The organism is Variovorax sp. (assembly GCF_965279555.1).
GTDB lineage: Bacteria > Pseudomonadota > Gammaproteobacteria > Burkholderiales > Burkholderiaceae_C > Variovorax.
Window position 1 is genome coordinate 392432 of the sequence record NZ_OZ257247.1, and the last position, 20011, is coordinate 412442.

The window sequence follows — 20011 nt, forward strand, 5'->3', positions numbered from 1 at the left end:
AAACCGTCGGTCAGTTCGCGTCGAGTTCGCGGTGCCGCTTGAGCGCACCCCAGCGGGCACCGAACGAACGCGCGAGCTGCTCGACCAGGAACACCGACCGGTGCTGCCCGCCGGTGCAGCCGATGGCCACCGTCACGTAGCTGCGGTGGTCGCGCGCCAGCGCATCGAGCCAGTGCGACAGGAACTGCTCGATGTCGTCGTACATGCGCGCCACGTCGTCATGCTCGCGCAGCCATTCGATCACCGGTTCGTCGCGGCCCGTGAGCGGGCGCAGCGCGGGCACATAGTGCGGGTTCGGCAGCATGCGCACATCGAACACGTAGTCGGCATCCAGCGGCACGCCGCGCTTGAAGGCGAACGACTCGAACACCAGCGTCAGCGCACTTTGCGGCGCCGAGATCAGCGACTTGATGTAGCTCTGCAGCTGCGCAGGCCGGATCAGGCTGGTGTCGATCACGTCGGCGCCGTCGCGCAGATCGGCCAGCAGTTCGCGTTCCAGCTCGATGGCCTGCATCAGCACGCGGTGCTGCTCCGGCACGTCGGTGCGGCCTTCCTGCCGCGAGAGCGGATGGCGGCGGCGCGTTTCCGAATAGCGGCGCAGCAGCGCGTCGGTGGTCGCGTCGAGGAACAGCGAACGCAGCGAGATCCCGCCGTCGCGCCGCAACGCCTCGAGCTGCTGCGGAACGATGGGCAGCGAGACGCCGCTGCGCACGTCCATGGCAATGGCCACGCGCGGCGTCTGCTGTTCGTGCTGTAGCGCGATGAACGCCGTCAGCAGTTCGGGCGGAAGGTTATCGACGCAGTAGTAGCCCGCGTCTTCCAGCGCATGAAGGGCCACCGACTTGCCGGAGCCCGACATGCCGGTGATGAGGACCAGGTCGAGGTTCATGGCGTGGCCGCCGAAGTCTTGTGGCCCAGCATCTCCCGTGCGTGCGCTAGCGAAGTCTGCGAGACCTTCTCGCCGCCCAGCATGCGGGCGATTTCCTTGGCGCGGTTGTCTTCGTCCAGGCGCGACACACCGCTCTCGGTGCGCGGGCCTTCCTTGCCGGCCGCCGCGGTCTGGCGCTTGGCCACCACGAGATGGTGGTCGGCGCACGCAGCCACTTGCGGCAGATGGGTGACGGCGAGCACCTGGCGGTCGCGGCCAAGCTGTTTCATGAGGCGCCCGACCGTCTCCGCGACGGCACCGCCGACGCCGGCATCCACTTCGTCGAAGATCAGCGTCTGCGCGGTGCCGAGCTGGCTGGTCGTCACGGCAATGGCCAGCGCGATGCGCGACAGCTCGCCGCCCGACGCCACCTTGCCGATGGCGCGCGGCGTGCTGCCGGTGTGGCCGGCCACGAGGAAAGCCACTTCTTCAAGGCCGGCGCGGCCGGGCTGCGCCAGCGGCTGCAGATCGACTTCGAAGCGCCCGCCCTGCATGCCCAGGCCCTGCATCGCCTCGGTGACGGCCTGCGCGAGGCGTGGTGCCGCCTGCTTGCGCGACTTGCCGAGCGCCTTGGCTTCCTTCATGTAGGCCTGCTGCGCACTCTGCTCGGCACGCTCCAGGCCGTCGAGATCGCTTTGCGCATCCAGCGCCTGCAGCTCGGCTTGCCAGCCGGCCAGCAATGCCGGCAGGTCGGCCGGCGTGCGCTTGTAGCGGCGCGCGAGCGACATCCACAGGCCCATGCGCTCGTCCAGTTCGGCCAGGCTTTGCGGATCGGCTTCGGCGTCGCGCAGGTAGCCGTGCAGCGAATGGGCCGCGTCGGAGGCCTGTGCCACGCAGGAGGCCAGCACTTCGCCGAGGTTGCGGAATTCGGGTTCGATGTGCTCGCAGTTCTTCAGCAGCGTGGCCGCGCGCGAGAGCGCGGAGAGCGCGCCGTTGTCTTCGTCTTCCAGCGCCTGGCTGGCGCCCTGCGCCGCGTCGATCAGCGCCTGCGCGTTGGAAATGCGCGAATGGTTGGTCGACAGTTCTTCCCACTCGTCGACACCGGGCGCGAGCTTGGCGACCTCGGAAATCTGCCACTGCAGCCGCTCGCGCTCGCGCTGCAGCGAGTCTTGCGCCGAGCGCGCATGTTCGAGCGCGGAGAGGGCCTGCCGCCAGCCATGCCAGGCGGCGTCGAGTGCGTCGCTGCGCACGCCCGCATAGGCGTCGAGCAGGCCGCGCACCGCTTCGGGCCGGGTCAGGCTCTGCCAGGCGTGCTGGCCGTGGATGTCGAGCAGGCGGTCGCCGAGTCCGCGCAGCTGCGTGGCCGTGGCCGGGCTGCCGTTGATCCAGCCGCGGCTGCGGCCCTGCAGGTCGACGGTGCGGCGCAGCAGCAGCGCGTCGCCGGCCTCGAAGCCGCCTTCGTCGAGCCAGGCGGCCAGGGCCGGGTCGGCATCGAATTCGGCGCTCACGTCGAGCCGCTCTGCGCCTTCGCGCACCGCGCCGGCGTCGGCGCGGTTGCCCAGCGCCAGCTGCAGCGCGTCGATCAGGATGGATTTGCCCGCGCCGGTTTCACCGGTCAATACCGTGAAGCCGCCGGACAGGTCGAGTTCGAGTGATCGCACGATCACGAAGTCGCGCAGTGCGATGCGTCGCAGCGCCATTCAGGAGCCTCCCTCGTTCCAATGAAGTTTCTTGCGCAGCGTGTCGAAATAGCTCCAGCCGCGCGGATGCAGGAAGCGCACGCGGAAGTCGGAGCGGCGCACCACCACGCGATCGCCGATCGCCAGCGAGGCGAGCGACTGCATGTCGAAATTGGCGCTGGCATCGCGCCCGCCCACCAGCTCGATGACGATCTCGTCGGCATCGGGCAGCAGCACCGGGCGGTTCGACAGCGTGTGCGGCGCGATCGGCACCAGCACCCAACCCGGCACCGCCGGGTGCAGCAGCGGGCCGCCGGCCGACAGCGCGTAGGCGGTCGAGCCCGTGGGCGTCGCGATGATCAGGCCGTCGGCGCGCTGGTTGGCCACGAAATGCCGGCCGACCGACACGCGCAGCTCGACCATGCCGGAGGTGGCGCCGCGGTTGACGACCACGTCGTTCATGGCCAGTGCGTCGAACACCGAGGCGCCGTCGCGCATGACCCGCGCGTGCATCAGGCTGCGGTGGTCTTCCTCGTATTCGCCGGCCAGCATCGGGATCAGCGTGGCCTGGTAGTTGTCGAGCGGGATGTCTGTGATGAAGCCGAGGCGGCCGCGGTTGATGCCGATCAGCGGAATGCCGTAGCTGGCGAGCTGCCGTCCGATGCCGAGCATCGTGCCGTCGCCGCCGACCACCAGGCCGAGGTCGCAGCGCTGGCCGATTTCCTCGACCGACAGGGCCTCGTAGCGCGGATGGGCGGGAGCGTCGTCGGCGTCGTCCTCGCAGGTCGAGCGCTCGACGAACACCTTGCAGCCCTGGGATTCGAGAAAGGCGCCAATGCCTTCCATCACGCCGTCGCGCGCGTCGGCCTGCGCGCGGGCGCCGGAAGCCTGGTATTTGCCTATGAGGGCGACGTGACGGAAGCGAGAGGTCATATCTCACAAATTACAACACTAAAATCTTGCAATGCTGGACGACCGTGCCAAGTTGCTGCTCAAGACGCTCGTCGAGCGCTACATCGCCGACGGGCAACCCGTCGGCTCCCGCACGCTCTCGCGTTCTTCCGGGCTGGATCTGTCGCCCGCGACCATCCGCAACGTCATGGCGGACCTCGAGGAACTGGGGCTGATCGCCAGCCCGCACACCTCGGCCGGCCGCATCCCGACGCATCGCGGCTACCGCCTGTTCGTCGACACCATGCTCACGGCCCAGCGCGAGCAGATGAGCCCGCCGGCGCTCGCGCCCGACCAGCCGCAGAAGGTGATTGCCAACGCGGCGCACCTGCTGTCGAACCTGTCGCAGTTCGTGGGCGTGGTGATGGCGCCGCGCCGGGCCTCGGTGTTCAAGCAGATCGAATTCCTGCGGCTGTCCGACCGGCGCCTGCTGGTGATCATCGTGTCGCCCGACGGCGACGTGCAGAACCGGGTGATCTTTCCGGAGGCCGACTACTCGCAGTCGCAGCTGGTCGAGGCGTCCAACTACATCAACGCGAACTACGCGGGCCTGACGATCGAGCAGGTGCGCGATCGCCTGCAGTCCGAAGTCGAGAAGCTGCGCGGAGAGATCGCGGCGCTGATGCAGGCCGCCGTGCAGGTCAGCTCCGAGGTGCTCACGGAGGCGCAGGAAGACGACGTGGTGATTTCCGGCGAGCGCAACCTGCTCTCGGTAACCGACTTTTCCAGCGACATGGGGCAGCTGCGCCGCGCCTTCGAGCTTTTCGAGCAGAAGGCGCAGCTGATGCGGCTGCTCGACGTGTCGAGCAAGGCTGAGGGCGTGCGCATCTTCATCGGCGGCGAAAGCCAGGTGGTGCCGTTCGAGGAGCTGTCCATCGTCAGCGCCAATTACGAGGTCGACGGGCAGGTGGTGGGCACTCTGGGCGTGATCGGGCCGACCCGCATGCCCTACGAACGCATGATCCAGATCGTCGATATCACGTCGCGTCTGGTGAGCAATGCGTTGAGCCATCGCAAATAGGCGCCGCGGCGCGAATAGAATCGTTGCGCGTGGGCCGTTAGCTCAGTTGGTTAGAGCAGCGGACTCATAATCCGTTGGTCGATGGTTCAAGCCCATCACGGCCTACCAACTACAAGACCTTATGGTCACTAAAGAGTCTGCTACTAAAAAAAGTAGCAGACTCTTTCTTTTCTTGCCATTATTTCCCCGCAATGTAATGGCCGATGTAAAGGGATTTTGAGGTGCGACCCGGATGCTGCCGCATGCACGTTGATTCCTTCACTGCACGTACTTTTGCGTCCTACGCCCAAGCGCCAATCAGCGGGCGGAAGCACCGCCGTCGATGGGAATGACCGCGCCCGTGATGTAGCTCGAAGCGGGCGATGCAAGGAGCAGCGCCAGACCTTGAATTTCGTGCGGTTGCGCGACACGCCCGAGCGGAATGTAGGTTCGCATGCGTTCCGCGGACTCGGGCAGCTTCAGGCGTCCGCCGTTGATCTCCGTGGCAAACGGGCCCGGCGCGATCGCGTTGATCAGCACGTTGTAGGGCGCCAGCTCGACCGCGGCCTGGCGAACCAGGTTGTTCACCGCGGCTTTGGATGTGACGTAGGCATAGCCCGAAAGCGGCTCGGCACGGAGGCCGGCAATCGAAGACGTGACGATGATGCGTCCCTGGCGCCGCGGCTTCATGTGCCGTACCGAGGCGCGAAGCGTTGCCAGGACGCCATCCAGGTTGATGCGCATGACACGGTCCCACGCAGGGCGCTCGACGTGTTCGAGCTGGCCCGACTCCACCGCAAAGCCGCGGCCCGCGCTGATGCCGGCATTGGCAAAGACGCAGTCGAGTTGGCCGTAGCGATGCACGGCGTCATCCACCACCGCATCCACCGCATCGGGGTCGGCGACATCCAGAACCGCCGCCTCGGCCAGTGGATGGTGCTTGCGAAGCAGCGCGACGCGCGCCTCGAGCGCGTCTTCGTCCACGTCCGTCATCAGCGTGCGCGCGCCCGCAGCGAGAAGGGCCTCGGCAATCGCGGAACCAAGCCCGCTGGCAGCGCCCGTGACCAAGGCGTTCTGGCCGCTGAGATCGAAAAGTCGATGAATGCTCATGCGGCCTGCCTCGTCTTCTTCATGGGCAGGCTCGACTCCCAGTGCTCGGCCGCCTCCACCATGTAGTGAACTGTGAGCACGACCTTCTTGAACATCCACTGGCCATCGACGCGAACGTACTCGTCGTCGAAACGCCCGACCACGTACATGCTGCGATCCCCGTGCACGGGACGTCCGTCCAGGTAGCAGTGGCCGATCGCGGTATCGCCTTTCACTTCGACCTCGTGCTGGTGAATGAACTGTCGTGCGTACTGCACCGGGAAGTTCGCAAAGAACTCGCGGATCGCCTCGCGCCCGAAAACCTCCGGGCGAGCGTTGTAGACAACGCTTGCGTCCTGCGAAAACAGCTCGTGGAGACGCTGGCCTTCGTCTTCATTGACAAGGATGTGATAGCGGGCGCGCAGCGTGCGTATCGCGTCGCGGCTTTCCATCTCGTCGACCCGCGCTTGCAGTCTCGCCAGCCGGTCTTCGAGCTGTGCGAGAGGGTGGGTGTCAGGGTTCATTCAAGTTGCTCCAAAGAATTTGTTGGCAGGGCAGGCGGCGTGTGGACGGACAGACTGCGCGCTTGTCATGGAACACTTGGGTGTTCCGCGTCGAAATCGCCGAGCATCGCGTTCATGCGCCGCCTGATCGAGCCGCCGGTCTGAACGTGCGGCATGACGTAGAAGCGCCCCGCGTGAACCGCTGCGAGCGTGGCGGCTGCAACGTCGGCCGCGTCGATGGGCGAAGCGGCCATTCCGAGGCGCACCCGGTCGTTGTATGCAGCGGCAGGCTCCACGGTGTCGGAGAGGTGGGCCGGCCGGCTTCGTTGCGCCTGATGAATCTGCGTAGGCACCAGCGAAGGGCACAGCACGGAAACTCCGATCGGGTCCCCCGCCTGCTCGAGGTCGCGCGCCAGGCATTCAGAAAAGGCAACGACAGCGTGCTTGCTGGCGCAGTACACGGCGGAGCCCGCGAGCGTGGCCACGCCCGCGGCAGATGCGGTGTTGATCACATGGGCCGGAAGACCCCGGGCCCGCATGCGTGGAACGAAGCTGCGCACGCCGTTGGCAACGCCGCGCAGGTTCACGCCGAGCACCCACTCCCAGTCTGCGTCGGTGGCCGCCCATGCGGGGCCGAGCAAAGCGACCCCCGCGTTGTTGAACAGCCAGTCGACCCCGCCAAAGGCCTTCTCGCAGGAAGCGGCGAAAGCCTCGACGTCGTCGGCGCGAGCGACGTCGCACTTCTGCGCGAGCGTCGGTACGCCCCGTGTGCGCGCGAGCGCTTCGGTGGCCGCGAGGGCCTCCATATCGATGTCGGCCAGCGCGACGGCCATGCCTTCGCGCGCACAGGCCAGCGCCAGTTCCCGTCCGATGCCACTGCCCGCGCCCGTGATCGCGGCAACGCGATGGCCGGTCATTCCAGCGACACCCCTGCGGTGCGCAGCACTTCCGTCCATTTGGCGGCCTCGCGTACCACGTACGCCTGGAACTCCGGGTGGGGCATGTCGATGATGAAGCTGCCCACCGCATCCAGCGAGCTCTTGACTTCGGGCGACCTGAGCGTCTCGGTCACCTCGGCGGACAGGCGCTTGACGATGGCGTCCGGCGTCTTCGCAGGCGCGAAGAGACCTCCCCAACTGAGGGCTTCGATGCCCGGAAAACCCGCTTCGGCCATCGTCGGTACGTCAGGCAGCATCGGCATGCGCTGGCCGCGCGTCACGGCCAGAGCCCGGATCTTGCCGTTGCGGATATGGGGCGCGGAGGTCTGGACAAAGTCGAACATCGCGTCGACGTTGCCCGAGATGAGATCCACCAGCGCAGCCGAACTTGCCTTGTACGGAACGTGGGTGAACCGCGTACCCGTGCGGTTCTGCAGGAGTTCGAGACACAGATGCCCGGACGTGCCGTTGCCGCCGGATCCGAAGTTGAGCTTGCCCGGGCTCTTCCTGGCGTACTCCACCAGTTCGGCCACGGTGCCGATGCCCAGGCGGGGGCTCACCACCAGCACGTTGGCATTGCCGGACAGGCCATGAATTGCCACAAAGTCTTTCACGGGGTCGTAGCGGATGGTCTTGTAGAGCGCGCTGTTGGTGCCCTGGGTGCCCTGCGTGCCCACCAGCAGCGTGTAGCCGTCGGGCGAGGCGCGAGACACGAACTCGGCACCGATCGAGCCGCTCACGCCCACCTTGTTGTCGATCACGAAAGGCTGGCCGAGCCGGGTGCTCAGCACACGAGCGATCACCCGGGTCTGCTGGTCGACGACGCTGCCCGCCGAGAAAGGCACCACCAGGGTGATGGGCCTGCCCGGATAAGCTTCCTGTGCTCGCAGCATGGGCGACAGGGAAAGCAGGCCGGCGGCGGCGGAAAATTGGCGGCGATTGATGGTCATCTGTGCGTCTCCGGCGGATCAGTTCTTGCCCAGTATTTCGGACCATCGGCCGTGGCTGTTCAGCACGTTGCCGTCTTCCAGCTCGACCTCGAAGTTCTCCAGCACCCGGCACACCAGCATGTAGTAGCCGATCGTCATCACGACCTCCATCAGTTGCTGCGGCGGCAGTTGCGCGGCCAGCGCGTCGAACATCCCGGGCGGCGCCTTGACCTGGCGCACCACGACATCGGTGAAGTCGAGCACGCGGCACTCGAGACTGTCGAACGGCTCCCTGTCGACGCTGCCTTGCGGATGGCCGAGCACCGCTTCGACCTGCACGGATGGAACGCCGGCCTGTGCCGCCACGCGCCGATGCTGGGTCACTTCATAGGCGGAGCCGCACAGCGCGCCGACCCGCAGGATCACCAGCTCGCGCAGCCTCACCGGCAGCGAGGAGTGCCGCAGGATGCTGGAGCCCAGGGCGAGGAAGCCCTGCGCGGTGGCGCCGCCGTGGGCGACCATGCGGTAGATGTTGAGCGGAGGTCGCCCGTCCAGCAACGCGTGGAGTTCCGGGGGCGCCTCGGCCAGGTCGAAGTAGGGAATGCGAGCCATGAGTTTTCAATCCAGTCGGATGCCGGCGGTGCGAATCACCTCGCGCCACCTGGCGGTTTCATTGCGTGCGAACTCGGCGAGCGCCTGGGGCGTGCCGCCCTGGGGCTCGATCGTCAGTTCGCGCATGCGGTCGGCCACCGTCGCGTTCTGCAGCGCCCGGTTCACTTCGTGGTTGAGCCTTTCGATGATCGGCGGCGGTGTGCCGCCCGGTGCCCACAGGCCGCCCCAGGCCGCGAGTTCGCAATCGGGCAGGCCCAGTTCCTCGAAAGTCGGCACCTGCGCGAGGAGCGGCAGCCGGCTGCGCGACGTCACGGCCAGCGGGCGAATCTTCTCGCTGCGGATGTACGCGAGGTTGCCGGCCACGTTGTCGAAGATCGCGGGCAACTGGCCGCCCATCACATCGGTGATGGCCGGAGCGCTCCCCTTGTACGGAATGTGCGCCAGCTGCACCTTGGCCGCGCGATTGAGCAGCACCAGCGACAGATGACCGCTGGTGGCGTTTCCAGGCGTGGCCACGGCGATTCGGTCGGGGGCCGAACGGGCCAGCGCGAGAAAGCTCTTCAGGTCCCGCGCCTCGAAGGCCGGGTTGACGCAGAGCACGTTGTAGACCTTGCCTTCGAGCGCGATGGGCGCGAAATCCTTCACCGGGTCGTAGTCCAGTTTCGGATACAGGCTGACGTTCATCGCGTGGGTCGCGTTGGTGCCGTAGAAGAGCGTGTAGCCGTCGGGTGCACTGCGCGCTGCGACGGTGGCCGCGATGTTCCCGGATGCACCGGGCCTGTTGTCCACGACCACCGGCTGGCCCAGCTGGCGAGCCAACTGGTCGGCAAGTCGACGCGAGGACTGGTCTGCCGAGCCTCCCGCCGGGAAGCCCACGACCAGGCGCAATGGCCGGCCGGGATAGGCATCAGCCTGGCCTGCGGTGGCAAAGCCAAGGTGCGGTGCCGCGACAGCGCAAGCGGCCGCCTGAAGGATCCGACGTCGTTGGAGCGTCTGCATGGCTGCACTCAGGCGCGCGGGGCGGCGATGCCGCCGGTCAGGCCGCCGTCGACGACGAGTGCATGACCGTTCACGTAGGAGGCCTCGTGGGACATCAGGAACAAGGCCGCATACGCCACTTCCCAGCCGGTACCCTGGCGTCCGAAAGGCAATGGCATCGCAAGGCGGTCGGACCTGCGGCGTGTCGCCGCGCGACCGATGGGCGTGTCCATCAGGCCGGGCAGGATGCTGTTGCAGCGCACGCCCCTGGCCTGCCCCGCCATTGCGATCGAGCGCGCCAGCGACACCTGGGCGGCCTTGGTGGTTTCGTAGGCCGGGTTGAAGCTGGAGTTGCGCAGCGCGGCGATGGAGGACAGCAGCACGATGGAGCCTCCGGGCGCCATGTGCCGCAAGGCCTGCTGACCGAACAGCATGCAGGAGCGCACGTTGGTCGCGTGCTCGCGGTCCCAGGCTTCAGCGGTCTGGTTGTCCAGCGACAGCCCGCTGGCCACGCCCACCACCATCACCAGGCCGTCCAGTCCGCCCATCTTCTGCACCGCGCGCTCCACTGTCGAAGCGGCAGCGTCCGGCTGCGCGACGTCGGCCACCTCGGCATGGACCGTCGCGCCCGATGCGCGCACCAGATCGCAGGTCTGCTGCAGCGAGTCGGGATTGATGTCCACACAGGTCAGCGTTGCGCCCTCATGCGCGAACAGCAGGGAAATCGCGCGTCCGTTGCCGACGGGTGGATCGGGGTCGTCGATGGCGCGTTGGCCCGCGCCCACCACGAGGATCCGCCGTTGCTCGAGGCGTCCCGCCGAGGGGCGGAAGTCACCGAGTGCTTCAGCGAAGAGCTGGAGCCCGGGCTGGATGGCTGGCGAGGTCATGCATGTTTCCTTTTGGGCGTTGGGTGTGCTCATGGTTCGATTTTGGAAACGTTTCCGAAATGGTGGAAACCCTTGCTGGCTGTCACCTAAGATGCACCCCCATGCTCTTGCCCAAAAGGGAAAGTCCATCCGAATGAATGCAGGAAAACAGAAGATCGATCTGCGCGACGTGGCTCGGCTGGCGGGTGTTTCGCTGGGCAGCGCGTCTCGGGCGATGAACGGCGCCGGTGCGTCGGCGGCCACGCAGGAAAAGGTCAGCCAGGCGGCGGCGGCATTGGGCTACCGGCCGAACCACGCGGCGCGGGTGCTGCGTTCGCGGCTCAGCCGCACCGTCGGTTGCCTGTTGCCCGACATCTCGAATCCGTTGTACGCACAGGTGTTTCGCGCCCTGGAGGACGAATTCCTTCGGCACGACTACCTGCTGCTGCTGGCCAACGGCGCCAACGACGTCGACCGTGAAGTGAAGGCACTGGGAACGTTCACGCAGCGCGGGATGGACGGCGTGATCCTCGCGCCCGGCAACGAGCGCAACGCGGAACTGGTGGAGGCGTTGCGGCTGCTGCCCATGCCGGCCGTCGTGTTCGACCGCGAAGTGAGCGGCGCACACGACGCCGTTCTCATCGATCACGCGGGCGGTGTGCGGCGTGTGGTCGAGCGCTTGATTGGCCTGGGGCACCGGAACATCGCTCTCGTTCTCTGGCAGGGCGACACACGGCCCGTGCGGCGCCGCGTGCAGGGCTTTCGCACCGCGTTTCAGGCCGCGGGATTGCCCGTGCCCGACCTGCTGGTGCAGGCGCGCAGCGTCACGGCCTCAGTCAACGCAGAGGTCACCGAACTGCTCGGACGCCCCGACCGGCCGAGCGCGCTCATCGTGCAGGGCACCCACATGCTCAACAGCGCGCTGCGGGCCATCTCGGCTCGGGGCCTTCAGGTGCCGCGCGATATCTCGGTGGTTGCCATCGGCGACACGCCCTTCGCGGCCGAGCACGACCCTGCAGTGAGCGTGCTCGACATCGACCAGGCCGAAACCGCGCGTTGCCTGGTCGACCTGCTGCTCACCCGGATCGCGGAGAACGGGCTGCCTCAGCGCAAGGCCCGCGTCGGGCTGCGGTACGTGGAGCGCGATTCGGTGGCGCCCCCTGCGCGAGCCTCGCGGTAAAGCCGGGCAGCCGGAAGCCGTCACGCCGGCGCGCTGCCGCGATATTCCCGGCCGAGCGCATCCACCAGTTCTGCGACCGTCGGCACGGCGCGCACGCCGGACACCGAGTGGCCCGCGCTCCAGATGTCGGTCCAGCGCTGGCTGGGCGCCGCATTGGCTCCGCCGCCATAGCGCCTTCTGGCGTCCTCCACCGAAATGGTCTCGTCGAGCGCCGAGATATCGATGCCCAGCCTGCGCGCCGACGGCGCAAGGAAACTGGCGGGCAAGCCGGTGAAGCCGCGGGTGAGCAGCACGTCGTCGATCGAACTGTCGACCAGCATCTGCCGGTACTCGTGGCTCGCCAGGCTCTCCTGCGTGGCAATGAAGCGGGTGCCCATGATGCCGAGGTCGCAGCCGAGCGTCTTCGCGGCTCGCAGGGCCACGCCGTCCGACAGGCCACCGGCCAGCACGATGGGGCCGTCGAACACTTCGCGCACCGCGCGCACGAAGGCGAAGGGGTTCGCCCAACCCGTGTGTCCGCCGGCGCCCGCGGTGAGCAGCACCAGTCCGTCCACGCCCGACTCGATGGCGCGCACGGCATGGTGCAGCGAGGCCACGTCTGCGAACACGCGGCAGCCGGCCTCGTGCAGGCGCGGCACCACGGCGGCGGGCGAGCCGACGCTGGTGATGACCAGTTGCGCGCGGTGGCGAGCGATCAGTTCGACCTCGGCCATCACCCTGGCGGGGTCTCGGCGCATGATGAGATTCGGACAATAGGGCGCCGTGCGTGCCGGCGCGGCGGCGGCTTCATCGTCCAGGCGGGCGAGCCACGCATCGAACTCTTCGAGCGTCTGGCAGTTGGCTGTGGGAAAGGCGCCGATCACGCCGGCCGCGCACGCGGCGGACACCAGTTCGATGCCGGAGACCCGCAGCATGGGCGCGGCGATGAGGGGCAGGGCCAGTCGGTCGAGGAAGGGAAGGGCGTGGGTCATGGCAGTGCAGTCGATGCGGTCAGGTGCGCCAGGGCGGCGCGTGTTTGCTGGATGAGTTCTTCGACGATCGCCGACAGCGGCTGTATGCGCGTGGCAAAGCCGATGGCCGGCCCGAGGGAGAGCATGCCGCTGTGCCAGTCGCCGCCGCCGTAGCAGCGTTCGCGCGCCACGCGGCTGTCGAGCAGGTGGCCGAATGCGGCGTGGTCGGCCGCGCCGGCGCGCTCTATCGCGTCGACCTGAAGTGCCGTGTCGTTGCGCAGCACGCGCCAGGTGTTGCCCAGCGTGTGCAGCAGGCGCATGGTGCTGTGCTCGTCGCAGCCCAGCAAATGATGCTTGTAGGCGGCGTGGGCGGACACCTCCTCGCTCACGAGGAAGCGGCTTCCCATCAACACTCCGTCGGCACCCAGCGCCAGGGCGGCGGCCAGCTGGCCGCCATGGCCGATGCCTCCGCCCAGGACCAGCGGGACATGGAACTGCCGGCGCGCCGTGGCCAGCGCGCCCATCAGCATGGTGGGCAGCTCGTTGGCGCCGGGATGCCCGCCTTCCTCCATGCCGACCAGCGCCACCGCGTCGGCCCCGGCGGCCTGCGCGGCGAGGGCATGCCGCACGCTCGATGCCTTGTGAATCACGACGCCGCCGCCCGCGTGGATGGCCTGGATCAGCGCATCCGGCGCATGGCCGGCGGTCTCGAAGTGGCGCACCCCATGGGCCAGCGCGATCTCCAGCGAGCGGCCCACGCCGGTGTTCGCTTGCGGGCGCGCCGACAGCGTGAGGTTGACGCCGAAGGGGCGACCCGCTGTCACGTCGCTGCAGCGCTGCAACTGGTCGCGCAGCGCATCCTCGCCGTCGAAGGAACGTGGCGTGATGAAGCCCATGCACCCCGCGTTGGTCAGCGCGCCGACATAGCGGGCGTCAGAGAGCCACATCAACCCGCCGCCGAGGACGGGGTAGGCGAGTCCGAAGAGCCGCGTCAGGCGGGTGGACAGCGGCGGCTGGCTCACAGCTGCTGCCGTGCGTTGTCCAGGCCCGGCGCATCGGCCAGCGACGCCGGATCGACGCCCGCCAGCGGCACCGGAAAGCGCACCAGCGACAGCGCACTCGTGCCGTTGAAGAGACCGCGCCCCGCGAACTGCGGCAAGGCGGCCAGCGCGCCGGGGGCCACCACCGGTGCCACGGGCAGGTCGTTGCGCGCCAGGGTCTCGAAGGCTTCCGCCGAATCGCGTTGCGCGAGCTGCTGCGCGATGCAGTCATTGATGGCCTGCGCCTGCTTCTTGCGCGCGCCCAGCGTCCGGTAGGCTTCTTCCGCGAAGTCGCCCATGTCCAGCACCTTGCAAAGGCGTGCCCAGAAATGGTCTTCCAGCGCCGCGACGCTCAGGAACTGCCCGTCACGGCAACGGAAGCTGCCGTAAGCGGGCTTGACCTGCGTGGCGGCGCGCTGGGTTTCGAGGCTCGTCGCGCCGTCGGTGCGGTAGGCGCCCAGCCGCGGGTTCATCCAGTGCAGCACGCAGTCGGCAAGCGCCACGTCCAGGTGCTGGCCCCGGCCCGTGCGGTCGCGCTGCAGCAGCGCTGCCAGCGTGGACGAGAGCGCGTACATCGAGCCGCACAGGTCCGCCACCGGCAGGCCGAAGTTCTGCGTTGGCGGCCCGCCCGGCTCGCCCGAGACCGCCAGGGCCCCCGCCACGGCCAGGTAGTTGATGTCGTGGCCAGGCAGATGAGCCCAGGGGCCTTCCTGCCCATAGCCGCTGAGCGACACGTAGACCAGGCGCGGGAAGCTCTCGCGCAGGCTGGCGTAGTCCAGGCCCAGGCGCGCCATCACGCCGGGGCGGTAGGACTCCACCAGCACATCGGCCTGAGCCACCAGCTCGCGCACGCGGGCGCGTTGCGCTTCGTCCTTCAAGTCCACCAGCAGGCTGAGCTTGCCGCGGTTGACGGCTTCGAAGCCGCCCGGTCCCATGCGCCGCGCGTTGTCTCCGCCGGGCGGCCGCTCGATCTTGATGACGCGCGCGCCCATCTCCGCCAGGTTCTGCGTGAAGAACGGGCCGGGCAGCAGCTCGCTGAAATCGAGGACGGTGATGCCGGCGAGCGGGCCGTGGGCGCTCATGCCACGCCCCTCTCGACGACCACCGCATCCAGGGGCAGGGCGCCTTCGCCCTCGGCGCCGACCCATATCGGGTTGAGGTCCATCTCTTCGATGCGCTCGGCGTTGGCCATCACGAACTCGGACACGCCCATCAGCAAGCGTTCCAGTGCGGGAACGTCGGCCACCGGCCGCCCGCGTGCGCCGGCCAGCACGGGGAAGCAGCGCATCTCGCGCACCATGGATGCGGCGTCGGCGGCGCTCAGCGGCAGCAGGCGGCGGGTGACATCGCGCAGGATTTCCACATAGACCCCGCCCATGCCGAAGGTCATCACATGCCCGAACACCGGGTCGCGCGTCACGCCTGCCATCAGCTCGATGCCGCCGCTTGGCGCCATCTTCTCGATCAGCAGCCCGTCGATGGCGGCGCCCGGCTTGTGATGCCTGGCCGAGGCCATGATGTCGTCCCATGCCAGCTCCACCTGCAGGCCATGCGAAATGCCGACCTTGACGCCGCCGATGTCCGACTTGTGCAGGATGTCCGGGCTGGCGATCTTGGCGACCACCGGGTAGCCCATGCCATCGGCAAGCAGGCGCGCCTCCGCCCTGGTGCGGGCCACGGCCACCGGCAGCAGCGGGATGCCGGCCTGCCCGAGCAGGGTCTTGGCTTCCAGTTCCGACAGGTTGCGAACGGCGCCGGCTGGTGCCTGCGGCATGGAAGCCGGGCGACGGCGAACGGATTGCCCCGCCATGCCGCGGTGCCGTTGGCCCCATTCGGTCCAACGCTTGATGGCGGTGATTGCCTTGCCCACCGAACGCGGCGGCGCGAAGCCTGCCGCCACCAGCATGCGATAGCCCTCGCCCAGCCGGTCGCTCATCCAGATGGGGACGATGGGGCTTTGCACACGTGCCTGCGCGGCGATGATGGTCTGCGCCATGCGGATGGTGGTTTCGCCGTAGTCCAGCGCAATGGGCGCAATCACGCAGCCCAGATTGGGATCCGCGGCGACCGCGCCAAGCGTGCTTTCGATCAGGTCGGCGTCGCTCAGCACGGCTGCCGTCGTGTCGACGGGGTTGTTGACTGCGGCGTAGTCGGGCAGCTTGCTGCGCAGCAGCTCGGTGGTGTGCGGTGCGAACTCCGCCAGCGTCAGCCCGGCCAGTCCGACCGCATCGGCGGTCAGGGCGGTGGTGCCGCCGGACGAGCAATAGACGCCGATCGCCTCGCGCTCGCTCGGCATGGCGCGCGCGAAAAGCCAGGCGGTGTCCACCAGTTCGTCGATGTCGTCCACCTCGATCACGCCGTACTGGCGGAACACCGCGCTGTTGACTTCGGCCGAGCCCGTCAGCGAAGCGGTGTGCGACTGCGCGGCGCGCTGGCCATACTCGGACTTGCCGACCTTCAGCGCGATGACCGGCTTGCCGTTGTCGGCGGCACACTGAAGCGCAGCCAGGAAGCGCGGGCCGTCCTTGATGCCTTCCAGCAAGGTCACGATCACCTTGATGTCCGGCGCGGTCGCCATGTAATGGATGAAGTCGGCCACCTGCAGGTCCACCTCGTTGCCGGTGGACGCCCACAGCCCGATGCCGATGCCGCGCTCCATGGCCTGCATCACGTTGCGTCCCAGTCCGCCGCCTTGCGTGGCCAGGCCGATGGGGCCCTTGACCAGATCGTGCGGGAACGAGGGCGAGAAGGTCATGCCCAGGCGCTGGTTGACATTGGTGAGGCCGGGGCAATTCGGCCCGTAGATGCGCATGCCGGCCTGATCGGCAATTTCCTTGAGGCGGGCCTGTGCCTGCTCTCCCTCGGGACCGGCTTCGCCGAAGCCGGAAGTCAGGATGATGGCGAACGGCACGCGTCTGGCCGCGCATTCCTCCATCACGGCAAGTACGCCCGATGCGGGCACCGCGATGACGGCGACGTCGGGCGTCTGCGGCAGCGACGTGACGCTGGGCCAGCAGCGCCGGCCGCGCAGTTCAGCCTTGGTCGGATTGACCAGGTAGAGCTCGCCGTCGATCTGCGAATGGTCCAGCAGGTTGCTGAGGGTACGTCCGCCGATGCTCTGTGGCCGATCGGACGCCCCGACCAGGGCGATGGAGCGTGGATGGATGAGGCGCGACAGGTCGGTGCTGAAGGTCGGATGGGTCATGCTGTGGAACTCCGGCGACGTTCAGGCAATGGCGGAGATGCCCAGGATCTCGCGCCCGACGATCAAGGTCTGGACTTCGGTCGTGCCTTCCGGAATGGTTCCGCCGCGGGTGTCGCGGAAAATCCGCTCGATCGGGTAGTCCGTGGCGTAGCCCAGGCCGCCGTGCACCTGCAAGGCCATGCTGGCCACTTCGTGAGCGGCTTCGGTGGCGTAGAGCTTGGCGATCGACGCGGCGGTGCGTGCGCCGCTGCCGGAATCCAGTGCGGCGGCGGCACGCAGGCCCAGCGCTCTGGCGGCTTCCACGCGGATCGTCATGTCGACGATCAGCTTCTGCACCAGCTGGAAGCTGCCGATGGGCTTGCCGAACTGCGTGCGCGTGCGCGCGTAGTCAATGGAAAGATCGAGTGCCGATTGCGCGGCGCCAACGGCACCCATGGCGATGTTCACGCGCGCGCTGTCCAGGCCTATCAGCATCTTCTTGAGTGCGCCGCCTTCCTCGCCCAGCAGGTTCTCCCTGGGCACCTTGACGTTGTCGAAGCCCAGTTCCGCCGTACCGGTGCTGCGCAGGACCATGGTGTCCACGCGGCGCATTTCGTAGGGCGACACGTCGCGCTCCACCAGGAAGGTGGAGAGCTGGCCCTGGCAGTCCGGGCTGAAGGTGCGCGCCACGACAATGCCGAAATCGCCGAAGGCGCCGTTCGTGATCCACAGCTTGCGGCCATTGAGCACGTAGTGGTCGCCCTGCAGGTCCGCGCGGGTCTGTACCTGCGCGATGTTGGAGCCCGTGCCGGGCTCGCTGATGGCGCTGAAGCAGCGGCGCTCGTTGGCCAGCAAGGGCTTGAGGAAGCGCTCCTTCTGCGCGGGCGTGGCTTCGGCGGCGAGCTTGTTGATCGCCGCGTTGGTGATGTTGAGCATCGTGCGCAGGGACAACCATGCGTAGCCTGCTTCCTCCATCAGCATGGCCCAGGTGAGTTGGTCCAGGCCCATGCCGCCTTCCTCTTCCGCAAGCCGGCCGCCCAGGTAGCCGAACTCCGCCAGGGGCTTGAGCAGCTCGAAGGGAAAGGTGCGCTCCTGATCGTGGCGGGCAACGACGGGTGCGACTTCGCTCTTCATGAAGCGGCGGATGCTGTCGCGCAGCATGGTTTGTTCTGCAGTCTGGGTGTACACGGGGTCTCCTGGTTTTTGAAGGTGAAGTTGAGCGGCGCTCAAGGCTCGTCTGGAGGCGGGGCCTTGGTGCCGCGGCGGGAAGATGTAGAAGAAGAGGAGGAGGCGGGCGATGACACCGGCTGCTGCTCCCGGAAGACGACGGCCTTGACCTCCTGCAGCGCCTCGATGCAGCGCTCGCGCTGGTCGCGCATGCGGTGGGTCAGGCCGGCCACCGACAGGGCCAGGGTCTCGCCGCCGATCTGGCCGGCCACCGCCACGGCGGTCAGGCCTTCGCTGCCTTCGTTCTCGACCCAGATCCAGCCCTGTTCGCGCGCGCGCGCCACCTGCGCCTCCAGCTCGGACAGGTCGGTGATCGTTCCGGAGGCCAGCGAGCGCAGCGGCTTCAGCCGCAACTGGCGCGCCGCTTCTTCGGGCGTGCCGATCGCGAGGATCGCCTTGCCCAGCGCAGAGACGTGCAGCGCCAGCTTGTCGCCCACGTGCTGCATGTAGCGCAGCGCATGGCGGCCCTCGCTCAGCGCGATGACTTTCACGACGCCGCTCTCCAGCCTGCCGCACAGCCCGGTTTCGCCGGTGCGGTCGCGCAGCAGTTCGCACGCCTCGGCACCCACGGCGTAGAGCGGGTCGCTTGCCGAGATTTCCTTGGCCACCGTCAACAGGCGTGCGGTTGGATAGAAGCGCCGGCTGCGCGCGGTGCGCAGCAGATAGCCCAACTCGTGCAGCGTGTGCAGCAGGTCGGAACAACTGCTCTCGGGCAGGTCCATGAGCCGGGCCAGGTCCGAGTTGGACAGCTCGCGCTTTTCTCGCGCAAAGACTTCGAGCAGGGTCATCGTGCGGGTGGCCGCAGGAACGATGGTGGGCATGAATCCTCCGATAGGTCGTAGAAGTTGTCGATCATAGCGACGACATTTACGACATACACGGAGTTTGCATCCTGAGCGGCGATAAAAAAAGGCAGAAAACACGGTTGTCAAACAACGAAGGGTTGAAGTAGTCTACGTCTATTCGTAGAAAAAACACAAACGAATCGAATTCCAAAACCTGGAGACAACCTTGAAAACCTTCCTCAAAGCCATTGCCGCTTTCGGCTGCGCACTTCTTCTTTCCGCCCCCGGGCACGCCGCCGGCGAGGCCGACGGCTGGCCGTCCAGGCCGCTGACCTTCGTCGTGCCGTTCCCGCCCGGCGGCATCACCGACAACACCTCGCGCCTGCTGGCGCAGAAGCTCGGCGAGAAGCTCGGGCAGCCCGTGGTCGTGGAAAACCGGCCCGGCGCGGGCGGCTCGATCGGTGTGGACTCCGCGGTGCGGCAGCCGGCAGACGGCTACACCCTGATCTACGGCACCCAGGGCACGCACGCCGCCAACCTGGCGCTCTACAAGAACGTGCGCTACGACCCGGTCAAGGACTTCACCGCCGTGCACGGCATGTCGGAGTCGCCGCTGATCCTGGTCATCAACCCGAACAAGCCATTCAAGACGGTGCCCGAACTGGTGGAGTACGCCAAGAAGAACCCCGGCAAGCTCAACTTCGGCTCGGCGGGCGCGGGCACGGCCACGCACCTGACGGCGGAGCTCTTCCAGACGACCGCGGGCATCAAGATGACGCACGTGCCCTACAAGGGCAGTAGTCCCGCGTTGACCGACCTGATCGCCGGCAACCTCGACCTCGCCTTCGACTACGCAGCCGTGGTGCTGCCCTTCGTGCAGTCAGGCAAGCTGAAGGCGCTGGCGGTCACCGGCAAGTCGCGGCTGTCCAGCGCGCCCGACCTGCCGACCGTGGGCGAACTGGGCTATCCCGGCGCTGCGTCGAGCGCTTGGGGCGCGATGTTCGTCTCGTCGAAGACGCCGGCGCCCATCGTCAAGCGCCTTGCCGACGCCATGGCCGAAGCGATCGTGAATCCAGAGCTGCTGGCCGCCACCGAGAAGTTCGGCAGCGTGCCGATGCGCGGCATGCGCGGCGAGAAGCTGGACGCTTTCGTCAAGTCGGAAATGACGCGCTGGCGCGACGTGGTGCAGAGCTCCGGCGCCAAGCTGGAGTAGCCACGCGCTGCCCGCCCTC

The 20011-nt window shown here is 67.7% G+C and carries 19 protein-coding genes and 1 tRNA gene; 4 read left to right on the plus strand and 16 right to left on the minus strand.

Features of this window, described 5'->3' with window-relative positions; all coding sequences use genetic code 11:
- Positions 1 to 10 precede the first annotated feature (10 nt).
- The 3 genes from rapZ to ACQY8B_RS01950 are packed head-to-tail and all read right to left on the minus strand — an operon-like array spanning position 11 to position 3480.
- Positions 11 to 889 carry an RNase adapter RapZ gene (rapZ, locus tag ACQY8B_RS01940; protein WP_422085161.1) on the minus strand — a complete coding sequence of 293 codons (879 nt, stop codon included), beginning with the start codon at positions 887 to 889 and terminating at the stop codon, positions 11 to 13.
- Positions 886 to 2568: a DNA repair protein RecN gene (gene recN / locus ACQY8B_RS01945; protein WP_422085162.1), complete on the minus strand. Its 1683-nt coding sequence runs from the start codon at positions 2566 to 2568 to the stop codon at positions 886 to 888. The genes rapZ and recN overlap by 4 nt, the downstream gene beginning before the upstream one ends.
- Positions 2569 to 3480: an NAD kinase gene (locus tag ACQY8B_RS01950; protein ID WP_106936924.1), complete on the minus strand. Its 912-nt coding sequence runs from the start codon at positions 3478 to 3480 to the stop codon at positions 2569 to 2571.
- A gap of 31 nt (positions 3481 to 3511) precedes the next feature.
- On the opposite strand from ACQY8B_RS01950, the gene hrcA reads away from it, so the two are divergent.
- Positions 3512 to 4519 (plus strand): heat-inducible transcriptional repressor HrcA, encoded by a 1008-nt coding sequence (gene hrcA / locus ACQY8B_RS01955; RefSeq protein WP_422085163.1) that lies wholly within the window; start codon positions 3512 to 3514, stop codon positions 4517 to 4519.
- Between the two features lie 31 nt (positions 4520 to 4550).
- Positions 4551 to 4627, plus strand: a tRNA-Ile gene (locus ACQY8B_RS01960).
- A gap of 189 nt (positions 4628 to 4816) precedes the next feature.
- On the opposite strand, the gene ACQY8B_RS01965 is transcribed toward ACQY8B_RS01960, so the two are convergent.
- The 7 genes from ACQY8B_RS01965 to ACQY8B_RS01995 form a co-directional block, all read right to left on the minus strand.
- Positions 4817 to 5608: an SDR family NAD(P)-dependent oxidoreductase gene (locus tag ACQY8B_RS01965; protein ID WP_422085164.1), complete on the minus strand. Its 792-nt coding sequence runs from the start codon at positions 5606 to 5608 to the stop codon at positions 4817 to 4819.
- Entirely contained in the window at positions 5605 to 6111 is a 507-nt protein-coding gene (locus tag ACQY8B_RS01970) for a nuclear transport factor 2 family protein (RefSeq protein WP_422085165.1), read from the minus strand. Before ACQY8B_RS01970 ends, ACQY8B_RS01965 begins: the two co-directional genes overlap by 4 nt.
- A gap of 65 nt (positions 6112 to 6176) precedes the next feature.
- Positions 6177 to 7007, minus strand: a complete 831-nt coding sequence (locus ACQY8B_RS01975; RefSeq protein WP_422085166.1) for an SDR family NAD(P)-dependent oxidoreductase — start codon at positions 7005 to 7007, stop codon at positions 6177 to 6179.
- Positions 7004 to 7978, minus strand: coding sequence for a Bug family tripartite tricarboxylate transporter substrate binding protein (locus ACQY8B_RS01980; protein WP_422085167.1), 975 nt, complete (start codon positions 7976 to 7978; stop codon positions 7004 to 7006). Before ACQY8B_RS01980 ends, ACQY8B_RS01975 begins: the two co-directional genes overlap by 4 nt.
- Positions 7979 to 7996: 18 nt before the next feature.
- Entirely contained in the window at positions 7997 to 8569 is a 573-nt protein-coding gene (locus ACQY8B_RS01985) for a carboxymuconolactone decarboxylase family protein (RefSeq protein WP_422085168.1), read from the minus strand.
- Between the two features lie 6 nt (positions 8570 to 8575).
- A complete protein-coding gene (locus ACQY8B_RS01990; RefSeq protein ID WP_422085169.1) occupies positions 8576 to 9568 on the minus strand; it encodes a Bug family tripartite tricarboxylate transporter substrate binding protein in 993 nt (330 codons plus the stop codon).
- A gap of 8 nt (positions 9569 to 9576) precedes the next feature.
- Positions 9577 to 10434 carry an SDR family NAD(P)-dependent oxidoreductase gene (locus ACQY8B_RS01995; protein WP_422085170.1) on the minus strand — a complete coding sequence of 286 codons (858 nt, stop codon included), beginning with the start codon at positions 10432 to 10434 and terminating at the stop codon, positions 9577 to 9579.
- Between the two features lie 133 nt (positions 10435 to 10567).
- On the opposite strand from ACQY8B_RS01995, the gene ACQY8B_RS02000 reads away from it, so the two are divergent.
- Positions 10568 to 11593, plus strand: a complete 1026-nt coding sequence (locus tag ACQY8B_RS02000; protein WP_422085171.1) for a substrate-binding domain-containing protein — start codon at positions 10568 to 10570, stop codon at positions 11591 to 11593.
- A 20-nt stretch (positions 11594 to 11613) separates the two neighbouring features.
- On the opposite strand, the gene ACQY8B_RS02005 is transcribed toward ACQY8B_RS02000, so the two are convergent.
- The 6 genes from ACQY8B_RS02005 to ACQY8B_RS02030 all read right to left on the minus strand — a co-directional run bounded on the left by ACQY8B_RS02005 (position 11614) and on the right by ACQY8B_RS02030 (position 18815).
- The gene (locus ACQY8B_RS02005) at positions 11614 to 12564 is read right to left on the minus strand and encodes an NAD(P)H-dependent flavin oxidoreductase (protein WP_422085172.1); all 951 of its coding nucleotides are present in this window, start codon (positions 12562 to 12564) and stop codon (positions 11614 to 11616) included.
- Positions 12561 to 13565 carry an NAD(P)H-dependent flavin oxidoreductase gene (locus ACQY8B_RS02010; RefSeq protein ID WP_422085173.1) on the minus strand — a complete coding sequence of 335 codons (1005 nt, stop codon included), beginning with the start codon at positions 13563 to 13565 and terminating at the stop codon, positions 12561 to 12563. The genes ACQY8B_RS02005 and ACQY8B_RS02010 overlap by 4 nt, the downstream gene beginning before the upstream one ends.
- The gene (locus ACQY8B_RS02015) at positions 13562 to 14665 is read right to left on the minus strand and encodes a CaiB/BaiF CoA transferase family protein (protein ID WP_422085174.1); all 1104 of its coding nucleotides are present in this window, start codon (positions 14663 to 14665) and stop codon (positions 13562 to 13564) included. Before ACQY8B_RS02015 ends, ACQY8B_RS02010 begins: the two co-directional genes overlap by 4 nt.
- Positions 14662 to 16788 (minus strand): acetate--CoA ligase family protein, encoded by a 2127-nt coding sequence (locus ACQY8B_RS02020; RefSeq protein WP_422085175.1) that lies wholly within the window; start codon positions 16786 to 16788, stop codon positions 14662 to 14664. The genes ACQY8B_RS02015 and ACQY8B_RS02020 overlap by 4 nt, the downstream gene beginning before the upstream one ends.
- 21 nt (positions 16789 to 16809) lie before the next feature.
- Positions 16810 to 17928 carry an acyl-CoA dehydrogenase family protein gene (locus ACQY8B_RS02025; protein WP_422089130.1) on the minus strand — a complete coding sequence of 373 codons (1119 nt, stop codon included), beginning with the start codon at positions 17926 to 17928 and terminating at the stop codon, positions 16810 to 16812.
- 65 nt (positions 17929 to 17993) lie between these two features.
- Complete coding sequence (locus tag ACQY8B_RS02030) at positions 17994 to 18815, minus strand: IclR family transcriptional regulator (RefSeq protein ID WP_422085176.1); 822 nt, start codon at positions 18813 to 18815, stop codon at positions 17994 to 17996.
- A gap of 190 nt (positions 18816 to 19005) precedes the next feature.
- On the opposite strand from ACQY8B_RS02030, the gene ACQY8B_RS02035 reads away from it, so the two are divergent.
- Positions 19006 to 19992: a Bug family tripartite tricarboxylate transporter substrate binding protein gene (locus ACQY8B_RS02035; protein ID WP_422085177.1), complete on the plus strand. Its 987-nt coding sequence runs from the start codon at positions 19006 to 19008 to the stop codon at positions 19990 to 19992.
- Positions 19993 to 20011: the final 19 nt, after the last annotated feature.

What these genes read in the sequence shown, in the direction of transcription:
- ACQY8B_RS01980 (WP_422085167.1), bottom strand. Translation starts at nt 7,978, where the DNA reads ATGACCATCAATCGCCGCCAATTTTCCGCCGCCGCCGGCCTGCTTTCC.
- ACQY8B_RS02030 (WP_422085176.1), bottom strand. Translation starts at nt 18,815, where the DNA reads ATGCCCACCATCGTTCCTGCGGCCACCCGCACGATGACCCTGCTCGAA.
- ACQY8B_RS01990 (WP_422085169.1), bottom strand. Translation starts at nt 9,568, where the DNA reads ATGCAGACGCTCCAACGACGTCGGATCCTTCAGGCGGCCGCTTGCGCT.
- ACQY8B_RS01975 (WP_422085166.1), bottom strand. Translation starts at nt 7,007, where the DNA reads ATGACCGGCCATCGCGTTGCCGCGATCACGGGCGCGGGCAGTGGCATC.
- ACQY8B_RS02005 (WP_422085172.1), bottom strand. Translation starts at nt 12,564, where the DNA reads ATGACCCACGCCCTTCCCTTCCTCGACCGACTGGCCCTGCCCCTCATC.
- ACQY8B_RS02020 (WP_422085175.1), bottom strand. Translation starts at nt 16,788, where the DNA reads ATGACCCATCCGACCTTCAGCACCGACCTGTCGCGCCTCATCCATCCA.
- ACQY8B_RS01995 (WP_422085170.1), bottom strand. Translation starts at nt 10,434, where the DNA reads ATGACCTCGCCAGCCATCCAGCCCGGGCTCCAGCTCTTCGCTGAAGCA.
- ACQY8B_RS01970 (WP_422085165.1), bottom strand. Translation starts at nt 6,111, where the DNA reads ATGAACCCTGACACCCACCCTCTCGCACAGCTCGAAGACCGGCTGGCG.
- ACQY8B_RS02025 (WP_422089130.1), bottom strand. Translation starts at nt 17,928, where the DNA reads ATGCTGCGCGACAGCATCCGCCGCTTCATGAAGAGCGAAGTCGCACCC.
- hrcA (WP_422085163.1), top strand. Translation starts at nt 3,512, where the DNA reads ATGCTGGACGACCGTGCCAAGTTGCTGCTCAAGACGCTCGTCGAGCGC.
- ACQY8B_RS01985 (WP_422085168.1), bottom strand. Translation starts at nt 8,569, where the DNA reads ATGGCTCGCATTCCCTACTTCGACCTGGCCGAGGCGCCCCCGGAACTC.
- ACQY8B_RS02015 (WP_422085174.1), bottom strand. Translation starts at nt 14,665, where the DNA reads ATGAGCGCCCACGGCCCGCTCGCCGGCATCACCGTCCTCGATTTCAGC.
- ACQY8B_RS01965 (WP_422085164.1), bottom strand. Translation starts at nt 5,608, where the DNA reads ATGAGCATTCATCGACTTTTCGATCTCAGCGGCCAGAACGCCTTGGTC.
- recN (WP_422085162.1), bottom strand. Translation starts at nt 2,568, where the DNA reads ATGGCGCTGCGACGCATCGCACTGCGCGACTTCGTGATCGTGCGATCA.
- rapZ (WP_422085161.1), bottom strand. Translation starts at nt 889, where the DNA reads ATGAACCTCGACCTGGTCCTCATCACCGGCATGTCGGGCTCCGGCAAG.
- ACQY8B_RS02000 (WP_422085171.1), top strand. Translation starts at nt 10,568, where the DNA reads ATGAATGCAGGAAAACAGAAGATCGATCTGCGCGACGTGGCTCGGCTG.
- ACQY8B_RS01950 (WP_106936924.1), bottom strand. Translation starts at nt 3,480, where the DNA reads ATGACCTCTCGCTTCCGTCACGTCGCCCTCATAGGCAAATACCAGGCT.